Origin of the sequence: Halosimplex aquaticum, assembly GCF_028747785.1 — an archaeon.
In the GTDB taxonomy this organism is placed as follows: Archaea; Halobacteriota; Halobacteria; order Halobacteriales; family Haloarculaceae; genus Halosimplex; species Halosimplex aquaticum.
The window spans coordinates 3,359,070-3,379,839 of the sequence record NZ_CP118158.1 but is presented as its reverse complement, the minus strand read 5'-3'; the positions used below and the strand labels follow the sequence as shown (position 1 = coordinate 3,379,839).

The following is a 20,770-nucleotide window of genomic DNA, read 5'->3' as shown; positions in this document are numbered from 1 at the left end:
GCTTTCCCCATATAGTGTGATTTATTACTAATAGAATCTCACGACCGATCGGCCACGTCGTTCGGAAGCAGATCCGGATCGGAGGACCCGAGTCGGCGGATCAGAAGCCGTCCGGAAGAGCCGCCGACTACCCACCAGTCACCCCGAGAACGTCCCGACAGCCCAGAGCCGCTTCGAGAACTGCGGCCGATCGCTGGCTATCCCGTTCGCCAGCGCCGCGAACTCGTCAGTCCCGTTCCTGACGGTGTTGATCCCTTCGATCGGCTCGGCCTCCAGCAGCACCTCCTGCGTCCACTCGCCGTCGGACCGCGTGAGCACGGAGTAGTCCGAGGCCCGCTCGCCACCCTCGTCGGTCTCCGTGAGGAGGTGGGCTTCCAGTCGTCCGTCGTCGCTCGTCCTGACGTGCGAGTGATTGCTCGCGGTGTAGGAGCCCGGGATCCGTTCGAACGCCCAGCCGTCGTCGTAGGTCGCGAGGACGTGCTGGGACTTCCCGTCAGGGATCCCGAAGTTGTCCGTCGACTGGAACACGACGACGACGGTGTCGTCGGTGAGCAGGTGTTTGTACACCCACCCGCTCCGAGTGGTGTACTCGTCGTCCGCCAGACGGAGGGCGCCATCGCTGTGGTCGTCCCAGGTTATCGTCGACCCGTACTGGTTCCCGGCCAGGTCGTAGAGGAGACCGTCCTCGGTGTCGTAGTACGCGTGGTAACCGCCGCGCCGCGGGCCGTCGTGACCGCGCGGCGGCTGGGAGTCGGGATCGCCGGTCGCGACGGTCCACGTAATGTGGAGCTTCCCGTCCCGCTCGTCGAAGTCCTCGACGTACGCGTCGGACTCCGGTCGTCCCCGGGCGCCCCTGGTGTCGATCACCGGCCCGATATCGTCCCACGTCTCACCCCCGTCCGTGCTCCGGAGTATCGTCGCAAAGGCGTGGGAGGGGTAAGTGATCTGGTCGCCCTGTTCCGGATCCGGACCGTGGGCGTTTGGTTCCGTTCCTGTCCGATACAGTAAATATATGTAGCTCTGGTACGTAAGCGGAAACGTGTAGGTTCCGCCGGGGACGGAAAGCAGGGCCCGGTCGGTCTCCCAGTAGTCCGAGGCGAGGATGTCGTCATCGGCCTCCGCCATCGGCTGACCCATCGGTTCCCAGGCGCTGGTGTCGTAGGGCGCCTCGCTTTTCGCGTACGAGAGCGGGTCGTTGTGGACGCCGTAGAAGACGTGTAGGAACCCCTCGTCGTCGATCGTCAGCGCGGGGGCGCCGTGGGTGTCGTCGTCCGGGATCGGGTTCGTCCCGATCCGGACTTCCGGCCCGATCTCGCCGCCCTCGTGGTCGTAGTACGTGGCGTACGGGTCGGCGCTCTCGCCGCGGAAGACGACGAAGGTCGTGTCCTCGCCCGGCGCGTAGACCGCCTGCGGGTTCTGTTTGTCGTGAGCGCTCTTGCGGCCGGCGTTCTCCGAGATCACGCGCGCCTCGGCGTCGGTTCTATCCGCTCCCGGGGGATCGGAGGCTGGAGTCACACGCGCTGGTGCGACGCACCGCTATTTGAGGTTTTTGGAACGGTCGACAGACGCCGCTCGGCCGTCGGGGTCGGGCGAGGGCTCGCGACCGGACGGATCCACCTGGACTCGTCAGCGACGATACTGGACCGTCCCCTCGACGACCGTCGCGACGACGTCCAGGTCCCCGTCGAGCACGGCGATGTCTCCCCGGTACCCCGTCGCGAGTCGACCCCGGTCGAGGAGGGACAGCTCGCGAGCCGGGTTCGCCGTCGCCATGGCCACCGCGTCCGCGAGGTCCACGCTCGTCTCGTCGACGACCGTTCGGACGGCGCCGTCGAGCGTGAGCGCACTCCCGGCGAGTGTCTCACCGTCATCTGCACGACACGCGCCGTCACTCACGACGACCCGTCGCCCTCCGATTTCGTATTCGCCGTCGGGACAGCCCGCGTAGGGCGCCGAGTCGGAGACGAGGAGGACGTTCTCTACGCCTTTGGCACGGATCGCTAGCTCCACGGCAGCGGGGTGGAGGTGGACGCCGTCGGCGATCAGTTCGACGGCGACGCCGTCGGCGACCAGCGCCCCGCCCACGAGCCCGGGCCTTCGGTGGTGGAACTGCGCCATGCCGTTGTAGAGGTGCGCCACCAGGGAGACGCCGCTGTCGAACGCCGTCCGGGTCCGCTCGTACCCCGCGTCGCTGTGTGCCGCGGAGACGACGAGTCCCCGGCGCTTCGCCGCTCGAACGAACTCGAGGGCTCCGTCGAGTTCCGGTGCTAGCGTGACCCTGGCGATACCGCCGTCGGCCGCGTCGAGGAGCTCGTCGAGTTCGTCGACGCTCGGCTCGCGAAACGTGTCTGGATCCTGCACCCCGCTGTGGCCGTCGTCGGTGAAATACGGGCCTTCGAGATGCAACCCGGGCAGGTCCGCCCCTCCCGCCGCCCGGGCCCTCGCGGCGGCGAACGCTGACGCCGCGTCCAGCAGGCGGCCGTGTGTCGCCGACATCGTGGTGGGAAACACCGTCGTCACGCCGTGTGACGGCGCCGACTCGGCTATCTCGGCGACGTCCGAGGCGTGACCCGAAGTCGCGCAGTGACCGCCGAATCCGTGCGTGTGGACATCGATCAGCCCGGGGATCGCGATCCCGTCCGGGAACGACAGGTCGGCCGATCTCTCTGGGGACTCGTTGATGCCGTCGATCCGGCCATCGACGACACTGATAACGGCCCCGCTGTACGTCTCTCCCGGTGTCAGGACGGTTCCGGCGTACACGTCGATCGTCCCGCTCATGTGCGGTTCTGCCCGGCGATCGCCGGAACTTCGACGTGCTTGGATAGCTCCGGGGGATCGTCCGGGTCCCGGCCCAGTTCGACGGCGCCCTCGTAGGCCAGCCGCTGGACGAGCTTCAGCGCCGGTAGCGCCGTCTCGACCGGTCGGCCGACCGCGATCGTCTCGGTAGCGGCGTACGATTCATCCGCCGGCCGAAATACGACCGTCTCCGCGCCGGCGTCTGTCAGGCGCTCAAGGACGTGCCTGTAGACTGCTCGGTCTCCCGTGAGCGCGAACACGAGCACCGCGCTCCCGTCGCTGTTCGCGATCGGGCCGTGCGTGATCTCCAGTGTCGACAGCGGCGTCGCGTGGTGGCGGGTCGCCTCGGCGAACTTCGTCGCGGCCTCCCCGGCGACCCCGTGGAACGGGCCTGTCCCGAGCGCGTACAGCCGGTCTGTCGCCGTGATCGCCGACACGGCCCCCGAGAGGTCCACGGTCAGCGCCTCGCGGCAGCGCTCACCGACGGCCGAGAGGTCCGGTCCGCCGTCGCGGAAGCGGTCCGCCAGGAGATACAGGGCCGCCACGGCGGCGTCGACGGTCTTCGTGGCCATGACCGCCTCCTCGCGGCCGGCGGGCGTCACGTACGTCCGTTCCGCGCGCTCGTCGAGCGTCGACCCGGCCGTGTTCGTGATCGCGGCGGTCTCGGCGCCGCGCCGTCCGGCCCGTTCGAGGGCCGCGACCGTCTCCGTCGTTTCGCCGGACTGCGAGAGGGCGACGACCAGCGTCTCCTCGTCGACCGGGGGGTCCGCGTGGCGGAACTCGGAGGCGTACTCCGCCCGCGCCGGGACACCCGCCGCTGCGAGGAGATAGCTTCCGATCTCACCGGTCCAGTACGACGAACCGCACCCGAGGAAGAACACCTCCCGGGCCGCAGCGACGGCGTCACCGAGCGGTTCGATCGCGGCCCGCGCCGAGAGCGTTCGATCGACGACGTCACAGCCCTCACTGATAGCTGCATTCGACTGCTCTCCGATCATGAAGTCGTCAATTTCGGAAACGGAATGAAAAGTCCACCGGATCGCAGTGCAGCGTCCGCCTCCCGACCGCTTCCTGCCGCTCGGTCTCTGGTACGATCACGGCATGTGCCCGTATGTCGGCTATATACTGGTACTATATCTGAGGGAGAAATACGTCGCGGGACGAACGCCGTGTTCAGCGGACGCCCCTCGGGAGAAAATATCGGGGCCGTCTCACACTGGAAGGGAATCGAGTCGGGGTCGCGAGGTCTCGCCGACTACCAAAACTCGCGTGGTAGAGTCGATCTCGTCGGTGCTGATGGGAATCGCGGTCGCAGATTTCGACCGGGTTCGCTCGGTATATAAGGCCCGATTACAACACTATGTGTGGAATATATCCCTCGGTACCGATATGCCCCCACCACGTCTTTCGGGGTGGTCCGAATCGCCGGAGGGGACTCGGGGCGCGCGCCGGAGTTCCACCGGTCGGCAGGCGTGGCTGATGCGACTCCCTCGGGCCGAAGGGACGCCTGCCCGAATCCCTCCGTCGGAGCGTGGCACTGAACGAATTATCTGGGGAGAAACGGAGCCGCCGGTAGATCGGTCGAACCGACGCGGTTCAGGAGAGCGGAGTGAACTGCTCGTACCCGGTCAGGTCCACCGGTGACGACGGCTCGGCCCACTCCGCCCCGGTGTCCGAAAGTTGCACTCGCCGCTCGAACGCTTCGTCGAGGAGTTCGTCGATCCCCTCGGCGACGCGACGGACCGTACCGTCGTCCGTTTCCTCGGTGCGGACCGCGTCGTCCGGAAGCTGAACGACGGTCCCGGACGACTCGAAGGAGCCGTTGACGGCGGTGACGAATTCGCGGGTGGTCTCCGGCGTACAGTAGAGCGCGTCGACGTCGCCCCGTTCGTACGCCGCCGTCCGACGGAACACTTCCAGACCGGGATCGACGTCCCCGTCGTCGAAACTGATCGGCTCGCCGTCGGCCGGCCGGATCGTCGTATCCCCGCTGTAGCGCCACTCGGCGATCCCCTCGGTCCCCTCGATCACTATGGACGGATCGCGGCGCTCGGGCGGCACGTGCGTGACGTAGAAGTCGATATCGACTCCCCCGTCCGTGGTCGCGGTGAGACACGCGATGTCGGCGGCCTGAATGTCCGGGTTCGCGCGGTAGCACTCGGCGGTCACCTCGGTGAGAGTTCCCGTCTCGTGGGCCTCCTCGCCGGTCAGAAACAGCATGTTCTGCAGGAAGTGCGCGAACGCGTTGTTGACGGGGCCGTCGAGGACGACGTCCCCGCGGTGGACGAGTCGTCCGGCCCAGCCGTTGCGCTCGTAGTAGGCGTTCGACCGCGGCCAGGACCCCTGGCACGCGACGGCTTCGAGGTCGCCGATCGCACCGTCGAGTAGCTCGCGTTTCAACCGCCGGATCGACGGCGCGTGGAGGTACTGGAACCCGACGGAGCAGAACCGGCCCGTCCGGTCCGCGGTCCGACTGATCGCGTCGAGTTCCCCGACGGTCGGCGCGGGGGGTTTCTCCAGGAGCACGTCGTACCCGTGAGTCATGCCCGCGATGCTCAACTCGGCGTGCGAAGCGATCGACGTCGGGAGCCCGATCACGTCGACGTGCCGGTGGCCGTTCCGCAGGAGGTCCTCGTAGGAGTCGAAGATCCGGATCCCGTCGCGCCTGAGTTCGCGAGCTCGCTCGCCTTCGGCCGTCTGGTCGGTGATCACGACGCCCGCCAGCCCAACGCCGTCGCCTCCGAGCGACCGGATGTTCGAGATGTATTCGGCGGCGAAGTTCTGTGCTCCAACGACTGCGAAGCTCGTCTCATCCATTCGTCGCGCCTCTCCGAGAGCATCTCGGAGGGCAGGTTTCAACGTTCCGGATCGTATCACTCGCGAAGGAAGTGTGGCACCAGAGATCGGCCGTGGGACCGGCGCCGGTGGTGACAGACGACGGGGGAGTCGGCGTCGCTGACGGCGGACGACGTGTGGACGGCAGGCGGCGTGCGGACGCCGTTCCTCACCGGCGGCTGTCGCCGTTACGAGGGAGTCACGAACTCCATGCGGTCCCGCAACTGCTCGTTCGTCGCGACGACGTCGCCCTCGAAGAGCTGTTCCTCGGTGGAGTTGCCGGCGAAATCGGTCACCACGCCGCCGGCCTCCTCGACGATGAGCGTTCCCGCGGCGACGTCCCACGACCCAAGGTTTCGGTGGAGGAACCCGTCGAAGGTCCCGTCGGCGGCGTAGCAGAGCTGCAGGGCGGCCGACCCGTATCGCCGCACGCCCAGCGTCTCGTCGATGAGAAACTCGAACGCCGTCCGGAGCGTCTGGCTGTTCACGTCGTTTTGCGAGAACCCGATGCCGAAGAGCGAGCGGGATAGGTCGGTCTCGTCCGAGACGGAGATCTGGTCTCCGTTGCGATATGCGCCCTCCCCCGCCACCGCCGCGTACGTCGTGTCCGACTCGGGGTGGTGTACGATACCGACGGTTCGGACGCCGTCGACGACGTAGGCGAGCGATATCGACGAGTGGGGGAGGTCGTAGACGAAGTCGGTCGTCCCGTCGATCGGGTCGATGTACCAGACCGACTCCGAGGCGCCCTCGGAGCCTTCTTCCTCTCCGACGAACGCGTGCGTCGGGAACTCCGCGGAGAGCCGCTCTTTGATCCGCTGTTCGATCCGGAAGTCGATCTCCGTGACGAGCTGTTGCGGTGACTTCAACTCCGCGCCGTCCCACTCCCGCTCCTGGTGGATCGTGGCCGCGTTATCTACCGCCTCCAGTCCGACTCGTAACGGCTTATTCTCTCTCACGAGTTGTTCCATGTTGAATGGACACCGCCTGACGGCTGGCTACGAAAAGACCTTTCTTTACCTTTTTGTTTTTTCTCTGTAATGAACGCAGCCGATAGAGGGATCTCGACACGAACAGTCTCGAACCGATCGGGGTCCCTCTATGCCCGATTTCCGGCGCTCGATTCGCCCCTGGACATTTTCTGCGGAGTCTCGAAGTCGATCACCCTCGGCGGCAGTGGTGTTTGTCGTGCCGACCCACTCCACAGTGACTCGGCCTTCCTTGCGCGGGGACCCGTGGGTGACCTACCGAGTGCCCGCGGACGAACAGGGGGACCGTCTGAATCAGATACCTGTCTGATTCGTTCCAATAACTTTTTATTGGAGTCGAATATCGATTCCCACATGCCCTCACAGGGCGACGGTACAACGGGAGCACAGATCACGGACTATCATACGAGGCGTAAAATTCTGCAGGGCATGGCCGGTGGGAGCGCGGCGCTCCTCGCGGGGTGCGGTGGCGACAGCGGTGGCGGCGGTACCGGCACGGACGGCGGTAACGGCGGCGGCAACGGCGGTGGCGGCAACGGCGGTGACAGTGGCACTGGAACCGACGAAGAGGTCGTGTACCACAGCTGGATGGGCCCGATCGAGCCCGGTTCGAACGCCCACATGAACGCCCCGTGGGGGCCGGCGGGAGCTATCACCCAGCACTGCTGCCGGTGGGGCGTACACCTGTTCGACGGCGTCGTCGGCAAGCTGTTCGGCGCTCAGGAGACGTTCCCCATCATGGCCGAGGACTGGGGAGAGGAAGACGGGACGGTCTACGTCGAACTCGACCCCGACTGGAAGTGGCACAACGGCGACCCGGTCACGACCGAGAGCATCGGGATCGCCTACGACATCAATTGGGCGATTAACGAGCACACCGGCGAACCGAACATCGACGCGCAGTTCTACAAGGACTACGAGATCGTCGACGACCACCGCGTCGAGTTCACGCTCCGCGACCGCTACCAGGACGGCGTGCTGAAGACGTTCCTGGTCGACGCGACGCTGGACCTCGACAGCCACTTCGCGTACCACCCGGACACGTGGAACGAGTGGCGCGAACGGGCCGTCAACACCGAGCCCGGCACTGACGAGTTCGACCAGTTCCTCACCGACCTCAGCGAGTTCACGCCGACCAAGCAGGCCGGCGAGAAGTTCCTCGGCTTCGGTCCCTTCCAGTTCGACAGCCTGGGCGAGTCGAGCCTCGAACTCAAGAAGTTCGAGGACCACCCTCGCGCCGACTGCATCAACATCGACCGCATCCACTACGACTTCATCGAGGACCGCTCGGTCGCCCAGTCCGCGTGGGTCGAAGGCGAACTCGACAACTGGGAGTACCCCATGGAGTCGGGCCTCGCCCAGCAGGCGCCGGACGTCGAGAAGTACAAGCGGGAGACGCGCTGGCAGATCCACGCGTTCAACGTGAACGGGTCCGGCGAACGCCCCCGGCGGCCGTCGAACTACCGCCGCATCCGCCACGCGATCGCGTTCGCGCTGGACTTCGGGCTCATCGTGCAGAACATGGGCCCCGGCTTCGAGGACTTCCCCATCCCCCAGAGTCACCTCTCGGTGGAGAACGTGCAGAACGGCATGCACGGCGACCTCTCCAGCTGGACGGACCACACGCCCCAGGACCAGGACCTGGCCGTCGAACTGATCAACGCGACCGACGACTTCGCCTACGAGGACGGCCAGGTCTACGACGACGTCGAGGGGGCGCAGGCCCACCTCGACCTGATGGTCTCCGAGGGCGACTGGGTCGCGAGCTTCGAGACGATGGAGAGCCAGCTGAGCGAGTTCGGGTTCGACGTGACGCTGGAGATCGTCGACACGGCCGTCTACGACAAGCGGCGCCACTCCGGGGAGTACGACATCTACCCCGACTCGACCGGGACGACCCAGCCTTCGATGGAGCGCTGGCGGCTCGGTCGCATGGGACCGAACTCCTCGTACCAGGAGCGGTGGGACCACCCGGCCGAGTGGGAAGTGCCCCAGCCCGTCAGCGAACCGAACCTCCTCGCCGACGGCGAGGACCTCTCGACGGTCAACGTCTACGACAAGATGAAGGGGATCCTCGCCATGCCCGAGGAGCAGGCGTTCGAGCGGACGACCGAACTCGGCTGGGCGTGGAACCAGTACCTCCCCGCGTTCATCCCCTATCTGAAGGTGTCCTCACAGGGCGTCAGGAGCCCGCCGTGGGAACTGTCGACCGACAAGAGCGTCTGGATCAACGACCTCCCGAGCCACTCGTTCCACCAGCTCGCGCAGTACGGGATCCTCCGTCACCAGGACGGCCCCGGCGGCGAGGCCTGTCTGCCCGAGTTCGACGACGTCACCATCGGTAACTGACGCGTCGGGCGCTCCCTCGTTCCCCGCTCGCACCCCGCCCTCGGGGCGCGACGGCGGGACAGTTCGTACCCCCGCGTTTCTCCACGTCTTCTCCGCTTTTCTCTGCTTCCCCGCTATCGGTATCCCCGTTCGCGGAGCGGTTCGAAGTCCCGCATCGGCGGGTCGTCGGGCAGTCGCCCCTCGGTGTAGACGAGCTTCCGGGCCTCGACGTACTCGTCCGCGAGCGGGAGTGCTTCGAGGTCCGCGATCGTCCGCTCGACGTCGTAGTCCACCGCTCCGAGGTCGACGTCGCCGTCTTCGACGACGGCGTAACACGCGAGAACCTCGCCCAGTCGGTGCTGTCCCACGCTCCCGGGATTGACGAACCGGGTCCCGCCAGCGGTCGTCTCGAACTGGACGTGCGAGTGGCCGAACAGGACGACGTCCTCGTCGTAGCGGTCGGCCAGTTCGCGGTACACCTCCGGGTCCGTGTCCGGCCATCCGCGCCGGTCCCAATCGAGGCCCTCGCGCTCGACCGCGAAGTCCCCGTGGTGTAATCGAACCGGACCGGCGGCCGTCGCCACGCGCCGCTCGTCCGCGAGACCTGCCAGGAAACGACGATTCTCCGGGGATAACTGCGCGCTCGTCCAGCGCTCGAAGTCGCGCGAGTTCGGAGGCGGTCGTTCCGGTCGCGTGTCGAGGACCGACCGGTCGTGGTTTCCGGAGACGAACCCGCCCGAAAGCCGGGACAGCGTCGTCAGTACCTCGTCCGGATGCGGCCCCGTGCCGACGGCGTCCCCGAGAAACAGGACCGCGTCCCGGTCTGACTCCCGATCCAGAACTGCTTCGAGCGCGGGGAGGTTCGCGTGAACGTCAGCGAGTACCAGGTAGTCCACACTCGACGACGAGAGCGCCCCGAGTGAAATTTCCCTCGGTCGACCGAACGCCGACGACACGATCCGGGAGCCTCCCGGGGTCGAAACGGGAGCGACGGGCCACGTGAGTCTGTTCCTACATATCTCTCGATAGTGGAACACACCGATACCCATCTAATTACAGAACTACGACTGTAATTTCTATGTAACTCTCGGTAGGGGAATTTCCCCGGCCTATAACGCGCCGACGCCACTCCCCGAGCCTTCGGCGCGGCCCGAGTCAGCGGCGAGCGTCGCAATTCGGAAAGCGAGGCCACTGCTGCACATACTCCCAGCCGATACCCGGAGTCGGGGGTCGTCCGGACGGGGCGAACCTCGCCGCGAAGAACCTCCAAAATGTTAAGTAATATGCGAGAGCAGAGCCAGCAAGCAATGTGTCCGAGTGGGAGACGTGGCGACGATCAGACTCGCGTCTGCGGCGGAACCGACCGTCTGGACGACTGTCCCCAGAGTCGAAGTGGCGCCAACGAACGCCGTCCGAACGGGCCGCAGGCCGGTCGAGGCGACAAGGAGTCCGGAGGAGAGCACCAGACAGATGTCTGAGACAGCCGGTGCGCGCGACGCGAGCGGCATCGACAGCGGCGACGACACCGTCTTCGAGCTGCGAGACGTGACGGTCCGGTTCGGGACGGATCGGGGCAACTCGCGGGTCCTCGACGAGGTGAGCGTCGACCTGAAGCGAAACGAGATATTCGGCGTCGTCGGCGAGAGCGGGAGCGGCAAGTCGATGTTCGCCTCGTCGCTGCTGGACGCGGTCGTCGAACCGGGCGTCCTCTCCGGCGACATCACCTACTACCCGCCCGACGGCGACCCCGTCGACGTGCTCGACCTGTCGAAGGCCGACCGCAACCGATACCGGTGGGAAGAGGTCTCGATGGTGTTCCAGGGCGCGATGAGTTCGTTCAATCCGGTCCGGCGCATCGAGACGCACTTCGTCGAGACGCTCTCGGCGCACGACTACCCGGTCGAAGACGGGATGGAGCGGGCGCGGCGGCTCCTCTCCGACCTGTACCTCGACCCGGACCGCGTCCTGGAGGCCTATCCGCACGAGCTGAGCGGCGGGATGCGCCAGCGCATCCTGATCGCCCTGAGCCTGTTGCTGGAGCCCGAGGTGCTCGTGATGGACGAGCCGACCGCCGCGCTCGACCTCCTCATGCAGCGCTCGATCATCTCGCTGATCGAGGAGATCAAGGAGGAGCACGACGTGACTATCGTGTTCATCACGCACGACCTATCGCTGGTCGCGAACCTCGCCGACCGGCTCGGGGTGCTGTACGCGTTCGAGTTCGTCGAGGTCGGTCCCGCCGACGAGATCCTCCGGAACGCCGCACACCCGTACACCCGCGCGCTCCTCAACTCGACGCCGAACCTGGAGACGCAGGTGGACGAGATGGAACCGATCGTGGGATCGAGCCCCGACCCGGTCAACATCCCCGAGGGCTGCTCGTATCACCCGCGGTGTCCGCTCGCCGACGAGGAGTGTCTCCAGGAGGACCCCCCGGCGTACGCCGTGGACCGCGAACACGACGTTCACTGTCACTACAGGGAGCGGGTCCCGGAGTCGATCCCGCTCAGTTGGAAGGAACGCGACGGCGACGGCGAGGTCGCCGAGGTCGCCGAGACCGGCCGGGGAGCGACGACCGACCGCCGGTCGGACGACGCGGTCGTGACGCTGACCGACGTCGAAGTCCACTTCGAACAGGAGCGGGGCAGCAAGCTGAACCCGTTCTCGGAGACGAGCACGGTGAGAGCCGTCGACGGCGTCGACCTCGACGTGTACGAGAACGACGTCGTCGTGCTGGTCGGGGAGAGCGGATCGGGCAAGACGACGCTCGGGAAGGCGGCGATCGGGGTCCAGGAGCCGACGAGCGGCACCGTGGAGTACCGGGGCCAGGACGTCTGGCAGGCGCGACGCCGGTTAGGTGACATCGACATCCCCTTCCAGGACATCCGCAAGGCGCTGCAGGTGATACACCAGGACCCGGGGAGTTCACTGAACGAGATGCGGCGGGTCAAGTCGACCCTCGAAGACCCGCTCAAGCGGTGGTACCCCGAGCTGAGTGCCGACAAGCGCCACGAACTGATCGCGAGGATGCTCGACCGGGTCGGGATGACGCCCACGGAGGAGTACGCCGAGCGGTATCCGGGTCAGTTGAGCGGCGGGGAGAAACAGCGGGTCGCGTTGATCCGGGCGATGCTGGTCAATCCGGAGCTCATCCTCGCCGACGAACCGGTGAGCGCCCTCGACGTGAGCCTGCGCGTCGAGATGATGGACCTCATGGTCGAGCTGCAGGACCTGTTCGACACGTCGTTCCTGTTCGTCTCCCACGACCTCTCGAACGCCCGCTACGTCGCCAAGAAGATGGACGGACGCATCGCGATCATGTACCTCGGCGAGATCGTCGAGATCGGGACGCCCGACGAGATCATCCACGACCCGAAACACCCCTACACGAAGGCGTTACGCTGGGCGACGACGACCCTCGACCCCGACGAGCGATCGGACGACGACACGCCTGTCCGGAGCATCGACATCCCCGAACCGACCGACCCGCCCAGGGGCTGTCGGTATCACACCCGGTGCTCCGAGGTCATCCAGCCCGACGCGTACGCGTTCGAGCAGGCGGAGTGGAACGCCGTCATGAGTCTGAAAGAGGCCGTCGAGCGCGGGGAGTTCGACGGCGGTGCCCTCGTCGACCGCGTGTTCGGTCCGGGCGCGGAGGTCGAGACCCTCCCGGAGTCGGAGTTTACCTCTCGCGTCCGCGACTACTTCGGTATTCCCGGGACGCTCGGCGACGAGAGCGCCGAACGGATCGTCGCGGACGCGCTCGACATGCTCTCCGCGGGAGATTCCGAGGGCGCACGCGCGCTGCTCGAAGACGAGTTCCCGACCGTCTGTCAGCGGCGCTCGCCCCAGGAACTCGTCGCGACCGAGGGGGACGGAGGCCCGAACTCGGCGGCCGGCGGCCACGCGGGCGACCGGGAGGTCGCGTGCTTCCGTCACTCGGAACCGGACGCCGAGCGGGAGTCCGTAGACGCGGAGGCGGAGTCCGCGAGCGGCACTCGCTCGCCGTAACACGCCGCTCTCAATCCGACTGTCGCACTTACCGTGGGAGGCCCGCTGTCCGGTACTCTTCGATGAACGCGGATCGCGCCGTCCGGGCGGACCGGGCCGGGACGGCCGGTCTATGTCAGCAGTTATCCACAACTTTGATACCGAATGCGTCTGGACGTTTTTTCAATGAGGTGGATTACTCAGCGGATACTGCAGGCGCTGATAACCGTCTGGGCGGTGGTCTCGCTCTCGTTCGTGCTCGTCCGCGTGATGCCGGGCGGGCCGGCGAACACGCTGCGAGTCCAACTCCAGCGGGAGGGGCTGTCCGACAGGCAGATCGCACGGCGGGTCGAGCAGTTCCTGAACACGCAACCGGACCGGCCGATCTACGTCGATTACTTCCACTACATGGGCAACACGCTGACCGGCGACCTCGGCGAGTCAATGTGGAACAACCAGCCCGTCGCCGAGATCATCGCACAGACCGCGCCGTGGACCATCTTCGTGTTGAGTTGGGCGACGTTCATCGGCTTCTTCGTCGGCATCGTGCTCGGCGCGCTCATGGCGTACTACGAGGGCGGGAAGCTAGACGTCGGCCTGACGTCGTACGCGATGATCGCCGGCTCCGTCCCGTACTACATCTTCGCCATCTATCTCATCCTCTTCCTGGCGGTGCGATGGGGGTGGTTCCCGTACACCGGACGGCAGTACTCTGGCGTCGACCCCGGGTTCCACTGGGAGTTCATGAAGGGCGTCATCCACCACGCCGCCCTACCGACGCTATCGCTCGTCCTGTCCGGCAGCCTCGCGTCGCTGTCGATGCGGGGCAACAGCATCCGCGTGCTCGGCGAGGACTACCTGCGCGTGGCCCGGCTCCGCGGGCTGTCGGACGCGACGATCGCGGTCCAGTACGTCGCGCGCAACGCGGTCCTGCCGCTGTACACCGGGTTCGTCATCTCGCTCGGGTCAATGGTCGGCGGCTCCGTCATCCTGGAGACCCTGTTCACGTATCGAGGGATGGGCCTCACGATGGTGAACTCGATCGACAGGCGCGACATCCCGACGATGATGGGCGTCTTCATGATCATCACGATCTGCGTCGTCGTCGCGCTGCTCGTCGCCGACCTCACGTACTCGAAGCTCGATCCGCGGACGGGGGGTGAGCAGCGTGAAGCCTTCTGAGGACCGCCGCGACGGGACGCCCGAGACCGACGGGGGGACGGAGGACGCGTCGCCGTTCGAGATACTGATGCAGTCCTCCGACGACGGGACCCAGACGACGCGCAAGTCCAGGCTGAAGGGGGCGTTCGTCCAGTACGTCTACGGCCCGCTCTCGATCATGGCCCACGACTGGCGCGCGGTGGTCGGCCTCTCCATCGTCCTGTTCTACCTCGGCGTCGGCGTCCTGGGCCCGACGCTCGTCGAGCCGACGAGCACGAACGACGGGGGGCGGTTCGTCAAACCGCTCCAGACCTGGGCGCATCCGCTCGGCACGGACAACCTCGGCCGGGACCTGCTCGCGCTGCACGTCTACGCGACCAAGCCGATACTGCAGATGATGGCGGCCGGCGGGCTGTTCACCGTCTCGATGGGGACGCTCTTCGGGACCGTTTCCGGGTACAAGGGCGGGACCGTCGACGTCGTGCTGAGCACGATCACGGACATCTTCATCAACATCCCGGGGCTGCCGCTGGTCATCGTGCTGGCGGCGATCATCCAGCCGGAGAACCCCTACGTGCTCGGACTGTTACTCACGGTCGCCGCGTGGGCCGGGCTCGCCCGGGCGATCAGGTCACAGGTGTTGAGCATCAGGACGGAAGCGTTCACCGAGGCGTCGCGGACGATCGGCGTCCCCCAGCAGAAGATCATCCTGCGGGACGTCCTCCCGCACCTGCTGCCGTACATCACCGTCAATCTCGTCCAGGCGATGCGCAACGTCCTCTTCGGCGCCGTCGGCCTCTACTTCATCGGCGTGTTGCCGATCACCGACCCCAACTGGGGGACGATCCTGAACACCGCGTACTCGAACAACGCCCACCTCCGCCCGAACGTCATCCACTGGCTGCTGATCCCGACGGCGGTCATCGTCGTCCTCTCGATCGGCATGATCCTCCTGTCGCAGTCGCTCGACCGCGTGTTCAACCCGCGCGTCAGGGCCAAGCACATCCAGCAGCTCGACGAGTCGCCGCCCGAGGAAGGCGCCGAGGACGTCGAGAACACCGACTCCTGGGTGTAGCCCCGAGTTCGCGCTATCGCTGTCGCTCGGGCTCGATTCGCTGGCGGGCTTCGAACAGTCGCGCGCCGCAGTCCTCGCACTCGATCGCGACCACGTCGGTCGACCTGCAACACGACTCGACGACCTCCTGCCCGGCGCGTAACCGCCCTCCACAGGACGGGCAGGCCTCCAGAAACGCACGAAGCCGTTGCAGGACGGTGCTCCGCTGACGGACGGTCAGGGCCGACCACCCCCGGCCCCGCGACCGGAGTTCGTCCGCGGCCGCGACGTCGGCGACGAACGCCGCGTACGACTCCCACCTGCCTATCAGCTCCTCGTCGTAGAACGCCACGAACGCGTCGCCGTGTTCGTCGTACGACAGCGCACCGGGACTGACCCCGAGGACCGCCGACAGTTCCTCCCGCGGCGTGTCGTCTTCCCGCGACCGACGGATGCGGCGCCTCCACGCGTCCCGGAACCCGTCCGTGAGACAGAGGTCGTCCGCGCGATCGCAGTCCGTCACTGCGTCGGCCCGCCGCAGCGTCGCCTCCGCGTCGAGGTCCCCGTCCTCGGTCGTCGGCGGTTCGGGCCGCTCCGCTTCGAACAGCCGCAGAATCCGGTCCGGGGCGTACCGTTTCGTCAGCACCGGAGTCTTCGGGACGAGGTACCCCCGGAAGTAGATCGCGGCGACGAACGCGGAGAGTCCGAGGGCGCTCGTCAGGACAGCCGAGAGCGGTTCGAACCGAGCCCAGGCAACGGCGGCGATTCCGGCGCTCAGCAGTACCGCGAGCGTCAGGTTCACGACCGTACAGAGGCCGCAGCGGTTCTCGCCGGTGTACTCCGGACGGCGCAGTCGGTCCACGGTCTCTCGGAGATCGACTTCCATCGCGAGAGAGTATCGGGCACTGACACAAAAACGTATGCCACGCACCCCGCCACCGCGGCCCGGAACACGCTCGGAGGCACACGAACGATTCGTGCTCGGGTCGGCGCAACCGCACCGCCCGTCCCGAACCATCGGGCGGGGACTTCTCAGGAAAGCTTATGTGTTCGGCTGATCCAGAGCCGACAATGGGTTCGTGGCAGACGTTCGTCCGGTTCGTCCTGACGAGTTCCGTACTGTTCGTCCTCATTCTCGGGTTCTCCTTCCTCGAGCTCGATCGCCAGACCGCGGCCGGCCAGGAGGCCTTCGTCGTGGGCGTGATGGCGCTGGTCCCGGCCGTACTCACCGTCTTCGGTGCCGTGGTCGTCATCTCGGTCGGCTGGGACCCCTTCTAGAAGACCCAGATTAGCCATCCGGTGGCACCACGGCAGGGCGGTACCTCCGGTCGCCGCTATCAATACGGTGACCGCGGTCCGCACCCGCTTCGCGGCCTGCGCATCTCCCTCCCGGAGAGACACCTCTTACTCCATTCATAATATATTTATAACAGGTCGTCATTTTCGGAGACATGGTCATCCGTCTGCTCACCGACTCGGAGGACTACCTGGAGCGCAAGTCTGCGGTCGGCCGTATCTACGAACCGGGGGTGATCGTCGCGCTCGTGGCGCTGAGTTTCAGCCTCCACCCGATCGCGTTCTCGTACGCGCTCGGCCCGCGGGAGAGCGAGTGGGTGCTCGACCTGCTGACGGTGCTGTGGATCGGCCACCTCGTCTGGGGACTGGCCCTGTGGGGGATCTTCACCGCCGCGCTGTACGTGCTATCGAGTCTGATCGGTGGGAGACCCCTGATGGGGCATCTCACCAGAGTCGTCGGCTGGGGAATGGCCCCGCTGATTCTGGCGTCGCTGGTCTGGGCCGGCGGGAAGTACCTCGTGTATCGGGACGCGGCCCTCTCGGAGCCGCCGTATCCCGGGATCGAACACGAGAACAAGGTCTTCAACGAGTTCACGGCGCAGGCGGCAGGCGACCCGCTCCTGATCGGGACCACGATACTGGGATGTCTGTTCGTCCTCGTCACCGGGTACCTCTGGGCGGCGGGCCTCGTGACGGCCAGCGACATCAGCAGGCGCGAGGGGGCCATCGTCTCCGGGATCACGGTCGGCGTCTACGTCCTCTGGAAGATCGTCGCGGTCGTCTGAGAAGCGGGTCAGGCCCGTCGCTCTCACCGAAAATTACATTTCACTGTCAACCGACTGCAGACACGTCTGCCGTTTGCCAGCTATGAGAACGAATCAAACGACAGGGCTCGGACTGATCCGGGAAGCGCTCTCGAACATCTGGGGGAGGTTCTCGCTCAGACTCGCTCTCTGCGGCTTCGCGTTCGTCCTCGCGGGGTACGTCATGCAGACCGGCGTGTGGGCCGGGTTGTTCCCGATCTGGGGAGCAGCGCTGATCGCAGTCGGTCTCTCCGCGTTTTGCCTCACCTGGTACACCTACCGGTGAATCCCCGGCCCGTGGCAGCAGGCCCGACTCGACGGTACCGGAAGCGAGCGCCGGCCGTCGACCGGTGGTACCGGCCGGTCTAGACCGCGTGGACGACCGATACCGGCCCGTCTCGTTCGGTCGCCGTCAGTTCGACGTCGCGCTCAGCGACAGGTCTAGGCCCACGTGGTCGGTGAGGTAGTTCGGCTCTTCCTCGTTGTCGTCGACGTAGAACTGGTCCGGCGGCGCGAGTTCCCGCCAGAACACCCGGCGCCGAACGGAGTCGACGGTGAGGTCCATGGCGTGGGCCGACTGGGACTCCTCGATGAAGACGTAGTCGATGCGTTCGCCCGCGTCGTCGTTGGGACAGTACGCGGGCGGGGCGCCGGACGGATCGAAGTTACAGCCGTCGAAGATCGCGTTGTCCTCGGTCCCGCCGTGGCCGGTGCCGTGCTCCTCCCACACGTCGTAGAGATCGCGGTCGGACGCGAAGGTCGTCAGCGCGTCGTAGGCCTCGTCGCCGGGCGCGATGTTGAAGTCGGCGGCGACCACGGTGATGGCGTCGTCGCTCGCGTGCTGGTCGACGAACCCGCCCAGTTCGTCGATCTGCTGCTCGCGCAGCGCCGGGATGTCCTCGTCGCCGCTGTCGGCCCACGGCAGGAGCGACCCGGTGACCAGGTGGGACGTGAACATGTCTATCTTGCCCGGTCCGAGGTCTAGTTCCGCGTAGTTCACTCCCTTGCCGACGTGGGCGTCGACGTAGGTGAAGTTCCCCGACGGTTCGGCCTCGTACTCCAGCGTCGCCTGATCGGTCACGCTCACGCCGGAGACCAGATCCAGCAGTCCGGCGCCCTTCTCGCCGCCGTCGGCCGCTGGCCCCGAGACGGACTCGCCGGACCCGGCCGCGCTGACGTAGTTGTCCGTGACGGTCCCGTGTTGATCGTCGAACACCTCGCACAGTCCGACGATGTCGTACCCGTCCTGGCCGAGGCGCTGCCCCAGTTCCTCCGCCCGCTGTTCGTACTGGGGTTTCGCCGCGATGTCGACGGGAATTCCGGCGACTCCTTCGGTTCCGTTGGACAGCCACGAGTTCACCCACAGGAACCGGTACGATTCGGCGGCGGCCCGGGAGGTGTCGACCAGGCCCACCGTCCCGAGAGCCCCCGCGCCGAGGGCGCCCGCGCTTGCTTTCAGAGCGGTTCGTCTGTCGACCGTGATGTCGCTTCGGTCAGTCATCTCTGACCACCGTCCGGGACGAACCGTCGTCTAAACAATCATTATAATATTAACCAATCGATACATGTGTCGAATAGAAAGCTCTTTTCGAATACCGATCGGTCATATTCCGAACGACATTCGTGGTTGGTCACCGAGCCGAACTGGCCCCTCCCGGCGCGGGGCTATAGAGCGGAACAGAGACCTCATAGCAATCTAAATCGTGTCGCGGGTGACAGCCGAGGGCATGGGGACTCACCCACAGCTCTGGACGGCGGTTCGCGCCACGCGGCGGGCGGGGGAGGCGCTCTCGTCGCACTCCCCGACCCCCGGGCAGTCGCGGGAAGAAGCGGAGGGGACGACCGAGAGCGACCTGATCGCGGAACGGGCGGTCCTGGACGTGATCGAGGAGACGTTTCCGGAGCACAACACCGTCTCCGAGGAGAGTTCGCCGGTCTACACGGCGAAGCCGCGGTGGATCATCGACCCGCTCGACGGCACCACGAACTTCCTGAACGGCGTCCCGCACTACGCCGTCTCGGTCGCCTTCGAGGGGGCCGGCACCGAAGACGTCGGCGTCGTCTACCACATCCCGACCGATACCGTGTTCACGGCTGTCGAGGGCCACGGCGCGTACGCCAACGGGGAACCGCTGTCGCTGTCGGAGACCTCCGAGCTCTCGAACGCGCTGGTCGTGACGGGGTTCGACGCCGCGTCCGTGCACGACCGGGACTTCGAGACGTTCCGCTCGCTCGTCTCCATGACACAGGGGGTCCGCCGGTTCGGATCGGCCGCCAGCGAGCTGGCGATGGTCGCGGCGGGCCGGTTCGACGCGTTCTTCGAGCGGATGCTGTCGGTCTGGGATACGACCGCAGGCGCGCTGATAGTCGAAGAGGCGGGCGGCGAAGTGACGCGCGTGGAACTGTTCACCGACGGCAACGAGGAAGTGATCCTCGCGTCGAACGCCCAGATCCACCGCGAACTCGTCGTCCTGTTCTCGTCCGGGATCACGCCCGAGTGAACGGAAAGGTGTAGCCCACAACCCGGAGGACGACCCATCCCGTGTGCCATTCTGAACACACGAGACCAGGGCGACCGCGTGCTCTCAGCCGCCCATCGTACCGTGCACCTTGCCGTCTCCACGCAATCGAGTAACTCGGCCCCGGTTCGTCGGTAGCAGTAATATAATAACTACTATAGTAACTGGATATAGTACTCATCCTGTACGTTCAATTCCTCGATCAGGATATCGATGAACGGGCAATATCACGAGATAGAGTAACAGAATTCCCGCCCGATCGAGTTACAATGTTATCGGAGTCTCGGCGGCCGCAGAAATCAGCTAAAACAGACCTGATAGCCGACAAATAGGCGTTTATCATCCGCTCTCGGCCACAACCGGTCTCACGGATCACTTCGAATAGCGGAACGCGCGAGATCGTGCGCCCAGCGCATCAAAGCTTAGAATCGCTGCGCTTTACGCGTCAGGGAGTCGAATTATTGATTTCTCGATTTCACTCTTAGTTCGGCGTTCGAGCGAGTGAAGCACATCGGACCTCGCCCGGTCCCCCGATAGTTGACTTCACCGCTTCCCAGAATAGTGTAATAATTTAGTTATACCTGTGAACTATATAATTTTACGTCTCTGGCGTCGCTCGTCACTCGTATTGGCGGTGGCACTCTCGTCTTGATTCGCGAGTCGTTCCAGTGCGACTCCGATCGCTTCGACGGGTACAGCGCGACACGTGCAGTTCGCGGACTGCCGACAGTTCGGTTGTTTCAGCGGCTGGTCGTTGAGCGTCGCCTCCAGCGGTTCGTGCGGACAGAGATTTTCGGCGGTGAGAACGTGGCGAACACCGACGAGGGGCCGAATCGGGTGCCTTGGCTCCCGCGTAGATGTCGATCGAGGAAGTCGTCCGTGAGTCGAGGGACCTCGGGGCCGTCGAAGTGGCCGTGGCCTCCACCATCGAAGGTGTAGAGCGTCGCCGTCGATCCGGCGTCGCGGAGCACCTCCCGGAGGGAGACGCTCTATTGG

Annotated in this window: 16 protein-coding genes; 8 read left to right on the top strand and 8 right to left on the bottom strand. The window is 65.9% G+C overall.

Annotation, left to right across the window (positions count from 1 at the left end; genetic code table 11):
- Positions 1-138: 138 nt before the first annotated feature.
- The 5 genes from PSC72_RS16910 to PSC72_RS16890 form a co-directional block, all read right to left on the bottom strand.
- Positions 139-1,515, bottom strand: a complete 1,377-nt coding sequence (locus PSC72_RS16910) for a BNR-4 repeat-containing protein (protein ID WP_274322596.1) — start codon at positions 1,513-1,515, stop codon at positions 139-141.
- A 111-nt stretch (positions 1,516-1,626) separates the two neighbouring features.
- Positions 1,627-2,781 (bottom strand): N-acetylglucosamine-6-phosphate deacetylase, encoded by a 1,155-nt coding sequence (nagA, locus tag PSC72_RS16905; protein WP_274322595.1) that lies wholly within the window; start codon positions 2,779-2,781, stop codon positions 1,627-1,629.
- The gene (locus tag PSC72_RS16900) at positions 2,778-3,797 is read right to left on the bottom strand and encodes an SIS domain-containing protein (RefSeq protein WP_274322594.1); all 1,020 of its coding nucleotides are present in this window, start codon (positions 3,795-3,797) and stop codon (positions 2,778-2,780) included. The genes nagA and PSC72_RS16900 overlap by 4 nt, the downstream gene beginning before the upstream one ends.
- A 598-nt stretch (positions 3,798-4,395) precedes the next feature.
- Complete coding sequence (locus PSC72_RS16895) at positions 4,396-5,616, bottom strand: Gfo/Idh/MocA family protein (RefSeq protein WP_274322593.1); 1,221 nt, start codon at positions 5,614-5,616, stop codon at positions 4,396-4,398.
- A gap of 206 nt (positions 5,617-5,822) precedes the next feature.
- Entirely contained in the window at positions 5,823-6,605 is a 783-nt protein-coding gene (locus PSC72_RS16890) for an inositol monophosphatase family protein (protein WP_274322592.1), read from the bottom strand.
- Between the two features lie 372 nt (positions 6,606-6,977).
- Here PSC72_RS16890 and PSC72_RS16885 point away from each other — a divergent pair, with 372 nt between their 5' ends.
- On the top strand, positions 6,978-8,972 hold the full coding sequence (locus tag PSC72_RS16885) for an ABC transporter substrate-binding protein (RefSeq protein ID WP_274322591.1): 1,995 nt from the start codon (positions 6,978-6,980) through the stop codon (positions 8,970-8,972).
- Positions 8,973-9,085: 113 nt separating this feature from the next.
- Here the strand turns inward: PSC72_RS16885 and PSC72_RS16880 are convergent, their stop codons facing one another.
- Entirely contained in the window at positions 9,086-9,847 is a 762-nt protein-coding gene (locus PSC72_RS16880; protein WP_274322590.1) for a metallophosphoesterase family protein, read from the bottom strand.
- Positions 9,848-10,421: 574 nt separating this feature from the next.
- On the opposite strand from PSC72_RS16880, the gene PSC72_RS16875 reads away from it, so the two are divergent.
- The 3 genes from PSC72_RS16875 (at position 10,422) to PSC72_RS16865 (ending at position 15,177) form a co-directional block, all read left to right on the top strand.
- Entirely contained in the window at positions 10,422-12,962 is a 2,541-nt protein-coding gene (locus tag PSC72_RS16875; protein WP_274322589.1) for an ABC transporter ATP-binding protein, read from the top strand.
- 165 nt (positions 12,963-13,127) lie between these two features.
- Positions 13,128-14,123, top strand: coding sequence for an ABC transporter permease (locus PSC72_RS16870; RefSeq protein WP_274322588.1), 996 nt, complete (start codon positions 13,128-13,130; stop codon positions 14,121-14,123).
- Positions 14,110-15,177 carry an ABC transporter permease gene (locus tag PSC72_RS16865; RefSeq protein ID WP_274322587.1) on the top strand — a complete coding sequence of 356 codons (1,068 nt, stop codon included), beginning with the start codon at positions 14,110-14,112 and terminating at the stop codon, positions 15,175-15,177. The genes PSC72_RS16870 and PSC72_RS16865 overlap by 14 nt, the downstream gene beginning before the upstream one ends.
- A 13-nt stretch (positions 15,178-15,190) precedes the next feature.
- Here the strand turns inward: PSC72_RS16865 and PSC72_RS16860 are convergent, their stop codons facing one another.
- Positions 15,191-16,042, bottom strand: coding sequence for a hypothetical protein (locus tag PSC72_RS16860; RefSeq protein WP_274322586.1), 852 nt, complete (start codon positions 16,040-16,042; stop codon positions 15,191-15,193).
- Positions 16,043-16,227: 185 nt separating this feature from the next.
- Here PSC72_RS16860 and PSC72_RS16855 point away from each other — a divergent pair, with 185 nt between their 5' ends.
- The 3 genes from PSC72_RS16855 to PSC72_RS16845 all read left to right on the top strand — a co-directional run bounded on the left by PSC72_RS16855 (position 16,228) and on the right by PSC72_RS16845 (position 17,541).
- A complete protein-coding gene (locus PSC72_RS16855) occupies positions 16,228-16,434 on the top strand; it encodes a hypothetical protein (protein WP_274322585.1) in 207 nt (68 codons plus the stop codon).
- Between the two features lie 173 nt (positions 16,435-16,607).
- Positions 16,608-17,237, top strand: a complete 630-nt coding sequence (locus PSC72_RS16850; RefSeq protein WP_274322584.1) for a YIP1 family protein — start codon at positions 16,608-16,610, stop codon at positions 17,235-17,237.
- Between the two features lie 82 nt (positions 17,238-17,319).
- Positions 17,320-17,541 (top strand): hypothetical protein, encoded by a 222-nt coding sequence (locus PSC72_RS16845; protein ID WP_274322583.1) that lies wholly within the window; start codon positions 17,320-17,322, stop codon positions 17,539-17,541.
- A 126-nt stretch (positions 17,542-17,667) separates the two neighbouring features.
- Here PSC72_RS16845 and PSC72_RS16840 read toward each other — a convergent pair whose 3' ends face one another.
- On the bottom strand, positions 17,668-18,756 hold the full coding sequence (locus tag PSC72_RS16840) for an exonuclease/endonuclease/phosphatase family protein (RefSeq protein ID WP_274322582.1): 1,089 nt from the start codon (positions 18,754-18,756) through the stop codon (positions 17,668-17,670).
- Between the two features lie 226 nt (positions 18,757-18,982).
- On the opposite strand from PSC72_RS16840, the gene PSC72_RS16835 reads away from it, so the two are divergent.
- The gene (locus PSC72_RS16835) at positions 18,983-19,756 is read left to right on the top strand and encodes an inositol monophosphatase family protein (RefSeq protein WP_274322581.1); all 774 of its coding nucleotides are present in this window, start codon (positions 18,983-18,985) and stop codon (positions 19,754-19,756) included.
- The last annotated feature ends 1,014 nt before the right edge of the window (positions 19,757-20,770 follow it).

Excerpts from the sequence above, each read along its gene's own strand:
- PSC72_RS16890 (WP_274322592.1), bottom strand. The coding sequence starts at position 6,605 with ATGGAACAACTCGTGAGAGAGAATAAGCCGTTACGAGTCGGACTGGAG.
- PSC72_RS16835 (WP_274322581.1), top strand. The coding sequence starts at position 18,983 with ATGGGGACTCACCCACAGCTCTGGACGGCGGTTCGCGCCACGCGGCGG.
- nagA (WP_274322595.1), bottom strand. The coding sequence starts at position 2,781 with ATGAGCGGGACGATCGACGTGTACGCCGGAACCGTCCTGACACCGGGA.
- PSC72_RS16845 (WP_274322583.1), top strand. The coding sequence starts at position 17,320 with ATGAGAACGAATCAAACGACAGGGCTCGGACTGATCCGGGAAGCGCTC.
- PSC72_RS16860 (WP_274322586.1), bottom strand. The coding sequence starts at position 16,042 with ATGGAAGTCGATCTCCGAGAGACCGTGGACCGACTGCGCCGTCCGGAG.
- PSC72_RS16840 (WP_274322582.1), bottom strand. The coding sequence starts at position 18,756 with ATGACTGACCGAAGCGACATCACGGTCGACAGACGAACCGCTCTGAAA.
- PSC72_RS16875 (WP_274322589.1), top strand. The coding sequence starts at position 10,422 with ATGTCTGAGACAGCCGGTGCGCGCGACGCGAGCGGCATCGACAGCGGC.
- PSC72_RS16900 (WP_274322594.1), bottom strand. The coding sequence starts at position 3,797 with ATGATCGGAGAGCAGTCGAATGCAGCTATCAGTGAGGGCTGTGACGTC.
- PSC72_RS16895 (WP_274322593.1), bottom strand. The coding sequence starts at position 5,616 with ATGGATGAGACGAGCTTCGCAGTCGTTGGAGCACAGAACTTCGCCGCC.
- PSC72_RS16885 (WP_274322591.1), top strand. The coding sequence starts at position 6,978 with ATGCCCTCACAGGGCGACGGTACAACGGGAGCACAGATCACGGACTAT.
- PSC72_RS16850 (WP_274322584.1), top strand. The coding sequence starts at position 16,608 with ATGGTCATCCGTCTGCTCACCGACTCGGAGGACTACCTGGAGCGCAAG.
- PSC72_RS16855 (WP_274322585.1), top strand. The coding sequence starts at position 16,228 with ATGGGTTCGTGGCAGACGTTCGTCCGGTTCGTCCTGACGAGTTCCGTA.
- PSC72_RS16870 (WP_274322588.1), top strand. The coding sequence starts at position 13,128 with ATGAGGTGGATTACTCAGCGGATACTGCAGGCGCTGATAACCGTCTGG.